We start from the raw sequence: 15127 nt of genomic DNA, 5'->3' as shown, positions 1-15127 counted from the left end.
AACCAAATCTAGTTTTGTTAATAATAAAGCAATTCTAAAAATTGTTTATTTAGGCATCATGAATTACGAACGCGACGATAGGCAAATGAAAGTTCGTAATTGGCAAAGTATAATTCAGCAACTCGAAATTCTATTTGATATAGATTTGCAACCAGAATAAATACAAACACTTAATTTATTGTTCAATCTTGACCAAGAGTCAAAGATTTGCGCGTTTAAATAATGATAAAAACGGAAAATTGCGAAAGCGTTTCCGTTTTTTAGTATACTTTTAATAACACGATGTCAATGGTTTCAAAGAAATCTAGACATTAACACACTTAAATCATTACTTCCGTAAGCTATAACATCGCATACAGTTTTAAACAAATGTTGATAATTTTTAGAATAAAGAAAATTAGAAACCGTTTTGTATATACCGTGTAGCTTTAAAATTTGATTTCATTCTTTATATGATTTAGGAGAACTTTTTCATATTAGATCTGTCAGTTTCAAATCTTGGGAAATTTGACTGATTAGCGATTCTTTCAAGTTCATTTATACGTATACCTCCAATATTGTTTTCTTTTGCTTTATTAATTAGTTTTGTATTTACATACTCTAATATTCTTACTTTCTTCTGCAGCAATTTAACATACTCAGCATCATTCCTTTTAATTGCTGTCTCGAAATTATTTTTTTGGTAATCTGTTAATAATTGGATTGATATTCTTGGATCTGTAGTTATATAAGTTTTTGTTACCATTAAAACGCTAGAGTGACCAATAATTCTCGAAATCTCTTCAACACTATAATTTCATTCATAATACATATTAGTTATTAAAGTTCTTCTTAATCCATGAAAATGTATTTTTTTGGCACTTGTTGGATTATATGCAGGGTCAAATTCTTCCGGATATTTTTTAGCTGCAAATTTTTGAAAGATACCAAACAAATTCAAAAAGGTTTTTCTCGATATTTTTAAATCCCTAAATTTTTTTAAATCTTTAATCAAGTTTAAAGGAATTGCAACAGGTCTTTCGTTACCACCTTTTTTTGAAACGATAGTTATAGAATAGTTATTTTTCTCATTAAAGTCATTTCAGTTAAGCTCACAAAATTCTGCAATTCTTAAACCATTTTCTTTTTGAACATTAAAAAGAAATTTAAATTTTTCATTTCCAAATTCATTAAGACAAATGTCAATCTTTTGCAAATCAGATTCGCTATAAGCTAAACGAAAGCTTTTTATTTTATTGAACTTTTTAAATTGCGGAACTTTTGTATTGAAATAAGACCCCAATACGTTTGAAAATTTTCTTGAAATATGATTTAAGAAAGATTTAACAATTTGCAAAAACAAGTTTTTAGTATTGTTGTTTCATCTAACTTTATTTATGGCGATAGCTCTAATCTCATCAACGTTTTTTAGATCTTGCAGATTTTTAAATTTATCTAGCAGTTTAGACAGGTGATAAACAGATGAAGCTCTTGCGTTCTCATTCAAATATTTAGTGTAATAATCAATCTCTGTTTTTAAGTCAATGTCTTTTAATTCCATTTTAATTCCTAGTCTGCAAACTGAAAATAAGCTTGCTTTGTTTCTTTGTTAATTTGTTGTCTTCCGTTTGCAATTTTTGAAACGAATTCAAAATATTTGTTATCAGTTTTTATTTCTTTATTATCAATAGCTTTGCGAGCTAGTTTCTTTAATGCAATCATAATTTCAAACTTATCAGCTGTGTTAATGTTTTTTGAACTTTTGAAGAGCTTTCAAAATTGTGGCAAATATTTATAATTACTCATTTTGATCCTCAAATACTACATATACAGTTTCAATTAATTCGTTAATGTGTCCCATCAATTCCCAAACAAAAGAATCGTTCACTTTCAATAATTCCAATTGTTTTTTTAAAACCGCTCTGTAAGAATCTATTTCGGATATTAGTTTTAAAACTTTGTTTTTTGTCCATTCTTTATTCATTATTATTCTTCCTTTTTTTGTTTTAAGCGACTGTAGAACGAAAAAAAGCCATTCTATAGTCTCTTGATACTACCAAGATAAAAGAATGGCTTATATAGACTTAAAATGCTATAATTATGGCTAGATTTGTGGACATTTGTCCCTTATCTAACCGCCATGCTCGTATCATGGTGGTTTTTTTATTTTGCAGTGTTAGAGAAAAATAAAAAGCCATTTTCTTTCGAAGAATAATGACCTATAATTTTTTCCTACTAATAAAAATATTAAGTAATGAAAAAATGCTCGTATCATTTTTCCTAACGATATAATAATATCATAATAGATAAAACTTGGAGAAAATAAATTGGAAACTAAAACTATTTCATTTCATGAAAATAAATCTACCATAAATACTGTAAAGTATCTTTACGAACAGTTTGGTTGAACTTTTAGTAAAGAACTTGAGCAAGATGTGAGTCAAGAGTACACCATAAGAAAAATTGAATTAGTCAGAAAAGAAGAATTTTCAAAACTTGATGATTTAAGAAATTTGGAAAAACAATTTGATTCTACTTTTAATGAATTTGATTCTTTAAATGAGCCAAAAAATCCTTTTTCTTTATGAGTTCTTTTTTTCTTGTTTATTCTTGGTGCGGTACCTGCACTGATATACGCTTTCTCAGTATATCCTTCGCAAAAACATTGAAATGATTATTTGTTGCCTGAGTTCAGAAAAAAACAAATGGAATTAATAAAAAAAAGAAATGATTTAGCAGAACAATCTTCACAAATTATCAAACAAATTAATATTAATTTAGAGCAAAAATAATATATAATATTAACATCCTATAGGACAGCGGCCAGCATTTCCCGCCGAAATGTTGGTTTTTTTTATTGTTTTAAACGTTCTTAGTGCAAAAAAATCAGCCATTTAAGAGGCTGATTTTATTTTATAAACTAGGCTTTGTTTCTTCAGTTTCTTTTGGCTTTTCAGCTTCTTTTAATTCCGGCTTAGGTTCATCTTTTGCTTCAACAGTTAAACCGTTGAAATCAACTTTTGTAACTTTTGCTGTATTTTCTAATTTTACCAAAGCTACAGATTTCTTTTCAGTTTCTTTTGGCTTAGTTGAAACTGTATTAATAGCTGTTTTAACTTGACCTAAAGCTTCCTTTATTTTTTGTTCAATAATTTTATTTACATCTTTTTCTGTATAGGTTTTTTCTACCGGATCAGGTTCAGGTGCATTTAAAATAGAAAGTTCTAATTTTTGGAATTTTTTTCCTGCTAATTTAATAAAGCAAGATGCTTTCTCCATTACTTTTGTCGCTTTAGGTGAAAACACAGCTACAACCATTGTTGCCATTTGGAAAAAGGGCAGAATCAAATTAGTAATTAAATTGATTAATGTCCCAATCAAATTTAGACCATATTTTTTAAAGTTTTGCATTAATTGGCTCCTTTATTTGTACGCGTTCTCAATCCGGAGATTTATCAAATCTTTCGTGATCATCAATTGCTACTGCTACATAATGTTTTGTCGTAGGATTAAAGTATCAAACTTTGTGTGAATCGTTCAATACAATTCCTGTCTTTTGCTCTTTTTTGTTAGATACGGTAAAAGTACAAATTCCTTTACCGTATTTAAGCAAATCTTCTTGTTGTTTACTAACTTTAACTTTTTGATTGCGTTTAATTAAGCTTCTAAACAGTCCAAAAATTGTTGAGAATAGCCCAATAATAAATACAAGAGTTAAAATAGCTAAAACAGAAAATAATGCTCAATCAGTAGTTGCCCATTGACTTGGGTCAACATTAAATAAATTAATCAGTCAAACAGCGAATCCTGTCATAATAAGTCTCCTATGTTGGGGTTATTTGTTTTGGTTTTATTATTCTTCTTTGTAGAAAGATATTTTCAGATAATTTTGATACAAATCATATATTAATGCATTGACAACACCACTTATTGTTAAAGATACGTTACTACCTTTAGATCATCCAAAAAATAAATTTTGCTTTTTTAAATCCAAAGTCTTATTTAAAACTATTTCACAAGGCTGAACATCATCTTCATTTATTACAATTTTTTTGATTGTATTTGTACTAAATATTTCAGAAACATTGTTATCTGTTTGAGTGATTCGCGATGAATCAACATAATTATCGGAATCGTTATTCGTTGCTAATTCTAAATTTATTTCTTTAACTTTTGAATAAGTTTTTTCTTTGCTTTTAGATAATTCTGAAAGCGACTTTGATATTTCGTTTTTATAACTATTAAAGTCCGTTAAAAGAGTGTAATTTAATATAGTGTTTACTGCAGTTTCTGCTTTTTGCCTAACTTCAACTAATTCAGTTTCTTTAGCAAATGTAGTGTCTATATTAGTTTGATGATTAGTTTTGTATGTTTCAAATTGCTGAGTAGTTACATAATTTGATAAATCAATAGTGCTACTTGTAGAAGTGCTTAACAAATCTGATTTATTAGCTTTTTTTTCTAACTCTAAATCCACGTAATTTTTATCTGCTTTTAAATCAAATTTTGTTATAGCATCTGCAGTTAACAAATAATCAGATAATTGTGCATTGTTTACTTTGTTTTTAAGTTCATTAGAAACAGTGTTTATGCTATTCTTGATTTCATCGTTTTCTTGTTTAACATTTATTGCAATTATCGGTGCTATATCAGTTTTAGTAACGCTTCCATCAAGTTTAATTTGCAAAAATTTATTTGCTTCTTCTTTTCCAAAGTTGACATTTGATAAATTTTTGTTTGCAAAATACTTCAAAGCGTTATCGTAAAAATTCTCTTTTTTTAAAGGTAAATCTTCCCACTTTGAATCAATAATCAAATTCAGAGCTGTTGGATTAACTAATTGAACAGTTGTGTCTAATGTTGGCTGATTCGTATTAAGCGTTACAGCATTAGAAATTAGTGTGGATTGATTACTTAACTCCGGAAAGTAATTACTAAGCGTACGTTGCTTTAATTCTTCATATACAGCCGATTTTAGATTCTCCGCTCTTGTTTGTCCGACAACAATTTTGAAATTCTCATAATTATCTTGCTTATAAAAAACTAGGCGATTTTTAACAATTGAATTAATAACGCCAAAAATAGTGTTTGCAATTAAATAAAAAACTTTGTCAGGTTGGTTTTCTAAATCAGGGTTATAACGAATGATGGCATTTGGAATACTAAACTTTCCAATGAGTCCTCCGTTATTGTTTTCATAGTCTTCTTTGCTAATTCCAAAGGACTTAAGAAAGTCCGCTATTGAATCCATTTGCTTTTCTCCTTAACTTTGCAATGTTTGCAGTTTTTATTTTTTTCTTAGCATACGATGTAATTTTCCTTGCACCGTAATTGGCTAAATACCTTGGATCATTATTCATAATTGTTTTCGCCCCAGCCTTAATTCAGCCTAAGCCTTTAAAATTAATTCCATTAAGAATACCTTGTGCTGCTCCAGTTAAAGCTTCTTTTATCAAGTCTTGATCAAATCATCCTATTCTTTGTTCATTTTCAATTTGCTTTTGTATTCTGCGAATTGTATTAAATGTTGTTATTGTTGGTGTTATCAAATTTGAAAACAAAGGGATAAATGAGAGAGTCGCAAGGTTCTTATTGAAATTTAGAATTTTGCTAATTTTTCATCCTCAGCAGAAATTATCAATATAGTGTTTTCCCGGACTCGAAGCAGAGATAAATTGAGCAATGTCATTAATGTTTTTGTTAAACAAAACGACGGGCTTTTTTCGATTAGTTGATTCAGGTTTAAATCTAACTACTGCATTTACAAAACCGATTCCGTAACTGCTTGGCATAAATTGAATGTAATCTATCCATTGAGAATTAAAATAAAAACGATTTTTTAATTTTTCTGCAGCTTTACGAGTTAGTTTTGTTCCTGATTTAAAGAAATCTACGACCTTGTCAATCTGTCCATTTAATTTCTTATTAATGAAAGCAAGCGGTTTTTTAAAAATAAATTGGGTTGCTTTTTTTACGGCGTAATTTGGTGAGGTCACTATTGCAGAAACTTTAGAAACCATTCCAAGAGTTTTGTTGTAAACTTTAATACTTTTAGATATTTTTGAATATGTAGCTTTTCTAGATGATGAGAGAACTTTACTTCCTAATCCTTCGAATTTCAAAGAATCAATTAGGGTATCAGTTCTATAATAATTCCTAGAAATCTTATTGATTCCATTTTTTCCAAATGTATCAAATTCACGACTTAATTGCTTAAATATCCCAGCATCAGTTACATCATCAATACTGTTTCCAATTCGTGAAATTTTCGAGTTTACTCCCGAAAATATCCCCCCTTTGTATTTCGTAAAGGTTGGTATCAAGTTTAACAAGATATCAGAGGCAATAGTTAATCCATCAGTTTGCCCTGTTGCAATATCTACTGCTAAATCAATTCCTGCATTTATACCAAACTCAATCAAGAAACCAAGAGGTGCAGCTAGACCACCTGTAAAAAAAGCCAGTAGTCCAATAATAGCTGAAGAAAGTAATTGAGAACCGATTGATATAAACAATCTCGCTCATCAAGGCAAACTTGCTTGAATTATCGCTTTCTCTTTCTTTTTTAATAAGTCTACTTTGTAAACTAATCCATTACCAACTTGGTCAATAATATTGTTGATTTGATTAGTTTTTTTACTTGTTGAAAAAACAATCATTAAGCACTTTTTGGTGCGTCCGCATTATTTGCAGCTGTTGACATCGAATATCCAAAAATTGTTGTCGGATAAATTATTCCCATTAAAGACTGATGTTCATAATAAACTTGAATATCGTTGGTATTTCCAACAGGACCAATATTAGTCGCTAACAATCTATTAGCGGTTCCGATAGAGTAGTTTGTTGCAACAACAATATCATACTTGTCTAAAAATTGATTACTAATTACAGTGTAGCCCATAAATGTCCCGATAGAATATCTACCTCCAGCAAACGAAACATCAGCACGATTGCCAATAATATTTTGAGTAGATAATTCGTCTAATAGTTCAGGCTTCATGTGAACAACAATCGAATTTCTATTAATGAATCTAATTCCTTCTTTTTTATCTACAAGAGTAAGAAGTTTGTTTGTTAATTTTGAAACTATGTAATTAACTTTGTTTTTTTCAGGCAAAGTTAAATACGGGGCTTGAGTTGTTTTATTAGTTAAAATTGTTTCTTCAATTTTCTTTCAACCGTCTATTTCAAAATCTTTTGCATAATCATCCGCAAACAGCATCATGTATTGAGCAGCTGCATTTGGGACACCTTTTGCTAAGTCTGACGCAGTAAAACCTACTGAGTTGTAATATGCCTTACCCCAGTTCAAGGTTATTGGATTGTAACTAGATGCCGGAACTTCAGAAAGTCCAATTGTTGTTTTTTCTTTTTTATCAGTTCTAATAATTTTTAAATAAGTAATTGATCCTGAATCAACAGAACTTGTTACTGATCTTGAAGATAGTGTTTTAAGCGTTGAGCCTTCAACAATATCAGACATCAATATACCTAATTGATTATCCGGTAATTGAAGCTTGTCGGTTCCATTTGTAGCTGTCGCAAACATTGAAACCATTTTTTCAAAATTTAATGCCATTTTATTTCCTTTAAACAACAGTGTTTCCAAACACTGTTATATTATTTGTTGTTTTATTTTCTTTGTTGTCATTCTTTGGAATCGAATTTATTTTTGGTAATCCTATTTGATTTTCATCAGCGTACTTAAGTAAAGATTTATTGATGTTGGTAAAATCAAAATCTTCAGGTAAAGTATTCAGATCTAACTGTTTTTTACCGCCCAACGAAGCTCATTCGCCATTAACAATTTTTGATAAACGTTCTGAGTTGTTTTTAAGAACATCTGATAGCTTATTTTTTTCTTCTTCATAAGACTTTTTGATATTTTCTAATTCAACAATTTTTTGGTTTTGATTTGCCGTTTTTTCGTTAAAATATTTTTGATGTTCGTCTTTAGTTTCAAAAATTGAATATATATCAAAAGTTTTTCTAAAGTCTTCTATTTTGCTTTCTTCTGTAAATCCTAATTTAGCCATTACGTCATCTTGTTTTAATTCCAATTTGTCAGCTAATTTTTTAATTAAATCTTTAAGCATATTTTTTCCTTTTTTTGAAAACGCGATAATTCGTTTTGATTTTTTATCTAACTTTTTTTATGCTCGCATAGTTCGAGCTTTGTGCTTAAAAATTGATTATTGTTTGTGTGTAAGATTCATTATCATTATCAAACAATTCAATGTTTTCAAATGATTTAAAACTAGAGTCTGAATATTTGAATTTGATATTTATTTTCTTTATAAAAAATCCTGATAGGTTTAGTGAGTTTATTTTTTGAATTTTATATTCATTTAAATTTATTGGTATTAAATTTATAGTTTTATTTTCTAAATAGTTATTGTCTTTCAAAAATTTTGATCATTGATAGTAGGTAAAAATAAAATTCAAACTTCTATCATTAATTATTATTGGTTTTTTTGTTAGGAACTCGACACTTATTTTTAAACTAAAATTAACAATTGCTTCTACCGATTGATATGGTTCTTGTCTTGTTGGTGGATGCTCTTTTGTTGTTGTAGTTTTTATCACATTGTATTCTAAAACGTTGGAATTTTGAAAAATGGCTCCTTGAGGAATATTAAGATTGATTCTAGCTCTTTGTTCAGCAACGGTTTTTATGTATTCGTTAATTTTATTTTTTATGTCATCGTTGATTCTATAAATATTAGGATACGGTTGACCTGCAGTACCTCGAGTTGAAGCATTTCTATCTTCTCATGCAACTTGGTTTATTTTATTTCCTGATATAAAAGTTTGTTGCACAATACCGGGTCCATTAGTTATAGATGTAGTTTGTGTTACAGTCATGGTAGCAGTTATTTCAGGAATGTCTGTTGTGAACTCATATGTTAATCTTTGCGTTTCAGAAGACAACTTATCTGTTTCGATATTTCCGAACAATAGATTTTTATACATTTCATTTGAATCAAAAAACAAATAACACATGTAATTTAAATTATAAGAATTTTCGTTATAATCCAAAGGAGTATTTGATAGATTTTGTTCTTCTATTTTTGAAGGAACGTTCGGAAAATTTATTACTGAATTATTAAATTTTATGATATTGCCGTTTAAATAACCCTTAAAAATATTTTCGAAATTTGGACTGATAGGATTTTTAACGTTTTGTAATAAATTGTAATAGGTGCTTGAAATAGTAATTTTTTTATTTTTGTCATAATTCATATAAATTGGCAAACCTATTTTATGCTCTTCTGTAAGTCCACCTTTCCAACAATATGAACTTGACAAATATTCACTTAAAGCTAGTATTTGATTTTTAATTTTTCTTGATACGTCTTCTTTTTGACCATCGTCCTCTAGTGAATTAAGAAACTCTTTTATTTTGAAATCACAATATTCTTTAGGATTGTTACCTGAATATTTTGTTTCTTTGAACGATTGAATTTCTTCGTTACTCATTTCAGAATATCCTGATGTTACGACTTTAGTAACAGAAATTAAATCATCAATTAAATCCAAAGCCTTTTTTCCATATTTTTGGCCAATATATAATTCTGTATTAACAGAGAAATCGTTTCCATTTATTCCCTCTATTAAATCTTTAAAAATAAGCGAGTAATTTTTATTAAAAGAACTTGTATATACCTGAATTTCATTTTTTCCTTTGATCACTGGAATAGCAAATAAAGAAATAAAATACTTTGAATCATCGTTAAAATCAATTAATGAATTTTTGTAAATTTTTTTGCTATCTGATACTGATAGTAAATTTCCAATAACTTTTATATTATTTATTAAAGCAGAATTTTCAAATTGTAGTTCAATACCATTAACATCAGTTTTGTTAGAGAGGTTTTTTTCAAGAACAAAGACACTTCTTGAATTTTTAAAAACTTCCAAACTTTTAAATTCAATGAAATTAAGCGTCCACATTTTTTCATTATTTACAGGAGTATAGATAACTGTATTTTCATTTCCTAAAATAAAGAATTCGGGTTGAAATCCATTATCACTGTCTTCTTGTGTGAATTGTTTTTTGGAAAAAACGTATTTATGTAATTCACTAGAATTAACTAAATCGTCGTTTGTTAAAAACTGCAAGCTTGTTTTGTAATTTACTTCAGCCGCTCGCACAATTTGGTCGTCGCTTGGTGGCGTAACATTCATTGAAATGGTGTTAGATGAAAAATGACCGTATATAATTTTTTCATTGCTTAGTTCAAAAAAATTAATAGACGATTCTTCAATTTGTAAAGTAGACAAATCTCGATTTGTAATTTCATACATATACAGTTTGTCCATAGATTGTCTTGTAGGATACATGTCTGCTATGTTGATTACTTCTAATTGATTCATTGTCTATTCCTTTTTTTGAACTAACGATTGAGATTGTTCTAATTGATTTTCTTTCAGCTTAATATCTAGATCTAAATTTTTATTTACAAGTTTTCTTTTTTTATTTCACCTTAACAAAATTTTAATGGGGTATCAAATAACAATTGTTATTCCTAAAGCTAGTCCTGATGTAAACGAAATAGCGACATCTTGTTTTGTATTAAATCAGTTAATGCTGTCAGAGAATGAGTCGATATAAAAAACAGCTATAACTGCAGCAACAACTGCTGACAAACTTGTTAATGCACTAATCTTCCACATCTTGTTTTTCTTGCTTGGTGTCAGTGCCATTAATCGCATCCTTTGAATTGCTAGCTATTTTTTTAGTGTTTCCGTCTTGCGTTCCTAAGTACTTAACAGCTTCTGATTGTAGTCATTTTGTAGATCCGGCAACAATCACATCAATATCAGTTATTTCTACTTTGTATTCTTTTAATTGAAATCACAAGTAAACTCACATAATTAAATCCATTTCACGCAAGTTCGCTTTTGACTCGATATTGTCTTCATAATTACTTGACAAACTCATTGCTTCTGTCGTTTGCAGATTTTTAGATCCTAACGATGAGCTATCTTTTTTAAGCAATCCAAAATCTTTAATTCAAGCAAATAGTTTATCCATCTTTTGAACAAGAAACGTTGATTGGGGATTTCCCTGAAATAAGTTAGCAGGTGCACCTCTTAAAAACTGAGATTGCATAGTTTGAGAAACTACACGGTTTTCATCTGAAAATAACGCCTTATTAAAATCTTCTTTTTCGTCATCATTGGCGTAAAAAATTGGTGAAGAAAATCTTGTATCCAAATCTAAGAATTTCATATTGGAATTTAGAATTTTAAAGAATGATTCGTCAATGTCATTTAATTCATTACTATCATTCCAACGATTAAAAAAAATTATGTATGGAATTTGTTCATAAGAATTAAGCTCTTCAAAGTTGTTTCGATAATTGATTGAACCTAATTCTTTATTACTGTTTGTGCCTTGTTCAATCGCATACTTTTGAACATAGCTATCTTTTCTAGATAAATCTCAATCTTCAACAATTGCATAATTCAAGCTATTGTTAGTTGCAGTATCAACTTGAACTAATAATTTTGATAAACTCATGTTTGAATCATACTGATAATTAATTACAATTCCGCTTTGGATTTTTAAATTTCCATTTGCGTTTTTACGAATACCAAAAGCGTATTTTCCGAGTTTGAATAAATTCGTTTCTAAATTTTGAAACTTTCTTAAAAACTGATTAACAAATAAAAATTGTTCAAATTCTTTTTGAATTTCTTTTTTATCAAATTTGAAAGTAGGTTGTTTTGTTGCAATTGAAAAAGTCTGAATGTTAGCTGCATAGTTGACAAAAGTATTTTTCAAATTTGGCTTAATAATATCTTTTGCATAATTTTGATTTCTCGATTCAAAATGATTTTGCTCTTGTGCTCTCATAACTTGTTCTGCGTCACCAAAAGCAGCTGCGAAATTAAAGCTTGATTGTGGTTGTTCTTTTGGTTGGTCTTGAATATTAGACATTTGCTAATTCCTTTCTTTTCATTGCAAACTGAAATTTGTAGATATTACTACATGCCATTTCAAAAGCATTGATTAAGTCGTATATACTTCGATTAAGTGTTTCATCTCTTTTTTCATCTCCTTTAACGATTACTTGTTTTGCTAAATGATGCAATAACAGTTCTGTTCCCTTTTTGAAAAATAATAAGTTATTCTCCAAAATTCATTTATGTCAATTCTGCCTATTAATAATTCCAAAGGAATCCGAATTAGTATCCTTACGAATAGCTAGCGAGCATCTGCCAAGAATTTTCTTTGCTATCATTAAGTGATTTATGTTCTCAGCTATTATGTCGTTGTCTGTAAATATATTAGTTTCAAAATCGCTTGGTAAATTCAAGCTATGATTCGATTCTTGTATATGATTAAGTAAAGATTCGTTTATTATTGTGCGTCTGAATTTTTTAGTAAAATTTTTAGAATTTAGATTCTCAACTAAGTCATATACAACTATAGAACCGGTTACAGTTAATAAGATACGAACTCAAGACGCGTTATCGCTAACTCCGGCATCAAACCCATCCAAAACGTATTTGATATGTCCTAGATCATAAAGTTTTGAAAAATCAGTATTTTTTGGGAGTGTGCGATCTATTATTTTTCCGCTAGGCTTGAAAATGAAATTTTGTAAATAATAATTAAAATAATCGTTTTGTTCTTTAAAAGCAAATCCGGCAACAGTAATACTCCATAATCTGAAATTGCTTTTCTTTAAACTTTCAGAATTTTTAATTTGCATTTCGTCTAAGCTCGAATCCGGCAAAAACATTTTGGAATACATTGTCACAATAATGCCTAAACCATTGTCGAAATCTGCATCATACTTTTGGAGAAATTTTTTTTCTATTAATTCGTTTAAATTCTTTTTATTTATTTGACCTGATTTGTCAATTAAATTAATTACTTTGTTGTGATACTCTTGAATCAAAAAATGGTCAGTAGTAAAAATGTTATAAAGAAATTTAACGTTTACTTTAAAACCATCAGGTGACTTTAAACGAAATACAGTGTTCGCCAACAACAAGGGCAATTTATCTTTTTGAATTTCATAAATTTCGAGCAATTTAGATAAATGAGTTTTGGTATCGCTTGGGTCTTCAATTGGTTCGTCTATTACAAGCTCTCCAAAACGGTGGTTTTGCTTTTTTAGCGTTATTCCTTGAAACGCTTGAACAGATTCTCAGTTTTGAAAAAAGATTGCTCTTCCCTCTCCACCGTCATTGTAGTTTCAATAAAGTCCACTGATATACTTTTCAAAATAAGGATTAAAGTCTAGACCGTGCACTGTAGCTAAAAAATCTAATACTTTGTCAAACATCGGAAGCAGTGTTCCTTTAATGTGGTTATACTGATTACGACATCACACAGAACAAAATTCTTTTTCATTAACAATTCGATAAATAGTTTCAATAGCATTTCCAAAAGATTTTGACACACCTTTTGCACCTGAATAAATTTTGTAAAAGGCGTTAGATTTAAAAGCCTCAAAAGTTGGATTTGCATCTAGATCTGTGTAGTGCAAAATCTCAGCTAGTTTTTCTTCAGTAAATTTTGGAGGCTTATTTATCTTTTTGGTCATTATTTTTTTATTCAACTTTTTATTAACGAAATTATTTTTTCTTCTATTTTTCTTTGGTTTTTAAATAACTCAGCTAAGTTTATTTTTTGTTCAGCAAAATCCAATGTAAACATTTGTAATTCTCTAACTAGATTTAAAATTTGCCTTATTCATTTAACAGTCATTGTTTTTTTCTAAATTTTCAATAACGCTTTCTAGTCATATTTCTTTTTTTTCTAATTCACTTATTTTCAGATATGTTTTTATTTTTTTGCTTCTACACTTAATAAGCTCTTTATCAAAATAATTTAAAAGTTCGTTTTTTTATCTTCTTTTTCTGTTGCAAATAATTTTCCATTACAATCAACAGTTTTATTCCTTTTCATCGTCTAACATCCTTTTTCTTCTGTAATAATCTGAAACTTTAGTGTTAATGTAATTTTGTCTAATATAAATATCGTGAATTTTTTCACAAGTGTTTTTCTTGTTTTGAAAAGCACGAAAAAGTGATATGTATATTAATTCTCAATCATCGTTTGGATTTGCACCAATATAAGGAGGTTTACCCTTTGAATAATTAACGAGTAATTTTTTAATGTTATCTTCCATTTTGTTATTTATCAAATGCTCCTGAATTTCTAATTTTCTTTAAAACTGTTAAATCAAAATCGATGTATCATTTCAAAATTGAAAAAGAAATATCTTTATGATCTAATCAATGAAAATGATTTTCGCCATTTTCTAATTCGATTTCAGCTGCAATTCCTCAATTAAAAGAATCGTCATAATTTCCGATAGTAATTTTCTTAATTTTTGAGTGTGTGTATACTTGGATAAAAAAAGAACGTAACAACGAAAAAAGTTTTGGAGAAATTCCTGATTGGCAAGCTGATTTTCTTTCGATTAAAACATTACTCATTAAAATAAACCATTTCGATAACGTGTTTTTTTATTTCCGCAATTTTTGCTAAACAGTAGACCGTGCCAAATTTATCTTTGTGCCTAAAAATAAAAACGTGATTCTTGTTAATATTGAAAATCAACTTATAAATTCATTTGAAAAAAGTTCTTTTAAAAATTAAAACTTTTGAACTGTCAAGCGAACGCTCTCACTGAAATCGAATTAAGGTCATAGATTAAATAAACGCATGGGGCAATTTTTTCCTGAAAAAAAATTTCTATTTTTGGAAAAACCCTCAAATTTCAATTTGTAACAAAAAAGTTACGAATTAAACTTATTTAGAAATTTTGTAAATAATCACACAGTTTGGGAATATATCTAAATATAGTCCCGAATAGTTTTCAATCGTCTTAGGGTTATATTCTCACAAGTGCCCCACTATATAAAGGCTAACCTTATTTGCTATCTCTATGCGTTTGATTTGATTAATGGTAATGTCTGCACATTGATATCGCGTTTTGAAGGCTTATGGGGTTTATTATATAAACCCATAAGACTGAGAACGCATACAAGCAGACAACCTTATCAAAGAAAAGATATGTACTAATAGTTAATCTCTATGTAGTGGGGCATAGTTGCTAAAACTTTAAAAGCAACTATGATGGCGTGACGGGTAAGAAGCACAAGATATAAATGGAAATTA

General features: G+C 28.7%; 16 protein-coding genes. 1 reads left to right on the top strand and 15 read right to left on the bottom strand.

Going from position 1 to position 15127, the window contains the following annotated elements; genetic code table 4:
• Positions 1-457 precede the first annotated feature (457 nt).
• The 3 genes from T384_RS0104895 to T384_RS0104885 are packed head-to-tail and all read right to left on the bottom strand — an operon-like array spanning position 458 to position 1963.
• Positions 458-1540 carry a tyrosine-type recombinase/integrase gene (locus tag T384_RS0104895; RefSeq protein ID WP_027120080.1) on the bottom strand — a complete coding sequence of 361 codons (1083 nt, stop codon included), beginning with the start codon at positions 1538-1540 and terminating at the stop codon, positions 458-460.
• Between the two features lie 8 nt (positions 1541-1548).
• Positions 1549-1785 (bottom strand): hypothetical protein, encoded by a 237-nt coding sequence (locus T384_RS0104890; protein WP_027120079.1) that lies wholly within the window; start codon positions 1783-1785, stop codon positions 1549-1551.
• Positions 1778-1963: a hypothetical protein gene (locus T384_RS0104885; protein WP_027120078.1), complete on the bottom strand. Its 186-nt coding sequence runs from the start codon at positions 1961-1963 to the stop codon at positions 1778-1780. The genes T384_RS0104890 and T384_RS0104885 overlap by 8 nt, the downstream gene beginning before the upstream one ends.
• Positions 1964-2306: 343 nt before the next feature.
• Between T384_RS0104885 and T384_RS0104880 the strand changes: the two genes are divergently transcribed.
• The gene (locus tag T384_RS0104880) at positions 2307-2771 is read left to right on the top strand and encodes a hypothetical protein (RefSeq protein ID WP_027120077.1); all 465 of its coding nucleotides are present in this window, start codon (positions 2307-2309) and stop codon (positions 2769-2771) included.
• A 121-nt stretch (positions 2772-2892) separates the two neighbouring features.
• On the opposite strand, the gene T384_RS0104875 is transcribed toward T384_RS0104880, so the two are convergent.
• The 12 genes from T384_RS0104875 to T384_RS0104815 form a co-directional block, all read right to left on the bottom strand.
• The gene (locus T384_RS0104875; protein WP_027120076.1) at positions 2893-3390 is read right to left on the bottom strand and encodes a hypothetical protein; all 498 of its coding nucleotides are present in this window, start codon (positions 3388-3390) and stop codon (positions 2893-2895) included.
• The gene (locus tag T384_RS0104870) at positions 3377-3793 is read right to left on the bottom strand and encodes a hypothetical protein (protein ID WP_027120075.1); all 417 of its coding nucleotides are present in this window, start codon (positions 3791-3793) and stop codon (positions 3377-3379) included. The genes T384_RS0104875 and T384_RS0104870 overlap by 14 nt, the downstream gene beginning before the upstream one ends.
• Positions 3794-3832: 39 nt before the next feature.
• A complete protein-coding gene (locus T384_RS0104865) occupies positions 3833-5230 on the bottom strand; it encodes a hypothetical protein (RefSeq protein WP_027120074.1) in 1398 nt (465 codons plus the stop codon).
• The gene (locus tag T384_RS0104860; RefSeq protein WP_027120073.1) at positions 5205-6638 is read right to left on the bottom strand and encodes a hypothetical protein; all 1434 of its coding nucleotides are present in this window, start codon (positions 6636-6638) and stop codon (positions 5205-5207) included. The genes T384_RS0104865 and T384_RS0104860 overlap by 26 nt, the downstream gene beginning before the upstream one ends.
• Positions 6638-7558: a hypothetical protein gene (locus T384_RS0104855; protein WP_027120072.1), complete on the bottom strand. Its 921-nt coding sequence runs from the start codon at positions 7556-7558 to the stop codon at positions 6638-6640. Before T384_RS0104855 ends, T384_RS0104860 begins: the two co-directional genes overlap by 1 nt.
• A 10-nt stretch (positions 7559-7568) precedes the next feature.
• Entirely contained in the window at positions 7569-8075 is a 507-nt protein-coding gene (locus tag T384_RS0104850) for a hypothetical protein (protein ID WP_027120071.1), read from the bottom strand.
• An 85-nt stretch (positions 8076-8160) separates the two neighbouring features.
• Positions 8161-10356, bottom strand: a complete 2196-nt coding sequence (locus T384_RS0104845) for a hypothetical protein (protein ID WP_027120070.1) — start codon at positions 10354-10356, stop codon at positions 8161-8163.
• A gap of 3 nt (positions 10357-10359) precedes the next feature.
• Positions 10360-10686 carry a hypothetical protein gene (locus T384_RS0104840; RefSeq protein WP_156933142.1) on the bottom strand — a complete coding sequence of 109 codons (327 nt, stop codon included), beginning with the start codon at positions 10684-10686 and terminating at the stop codon, positions 10360-10362.
• Positions 10643-11926 carry a hypothetical protein gene (locus tag T384_RS0104835; protein WP_027120068.1) on the bottom strand — a complete coding sequence of 428 codons (1284 nt, stop codon included), beginning with the start codon at positions 11924-11926 and terminating at the stop codon, positions 10643-10645. The genes T384_RS0104840 and T384_RS0104835 overlap by 44 nt, the downstream gene beginning before the upstream one ends.
• Positions 11919-13544, bottom strand: a complete 1626-nt coding sequence (locus T384_RS0104830) for a hypothetical protein (RefSeq protein ID WP_027120067.1) — start codon at positions 13542-13544, stop codon at positions 11919-11921. Before T384_RS0104830 ends, T384_RS0104835 begins: the two co-directional genes overlap by 8 nt.
• A 351-nt stretch (positions 13545-13895) precedes the next feature.
• Positions 13896-14147 (bottom strand): hypothetical protein, encoded by a 252-nt coding sequence (locus T384_RS0104820; RefSeq protein WP_027120066.1) that lies wholly within the window; start codon positions 14145-14147, stop codon positions 13896-13898.
• Positions 14137-14442: a hypothetical protein gene (locus T384_RS0104815; protein WP_027120065.1), complete on the bottom strand. Its 306-nt coding sequence runs from the start codon at positions 14440-14442 to the stop codon at positions 14137-14139. The genes T384_RS0104820 and T384_RS0104815 overlap by 11 nt, the downstream gene beginning before the upstream one ends.
• Positions 14443-15127: the final 685 nt, after the last annotated feature.

The sequence above is a fragment of the Mycoplasma testudinis ATCC 43263 genome (assembly GCF_000687795.1).
In the GTDB taxonomy this organism is placed as follows: domain Bacteria; phylum Bacillota_I; class Bacilli_A; order Mycoplasmatales; family Mycoplasmoidaceae; genus Mycoplasmoides; species Mycoplasmoides testudinis.
The sequence above is the reverse complement of the archived record's forward strand: the minus strand, read 5'-3'. Positions and strand labels throughout refer to the sequence as shown.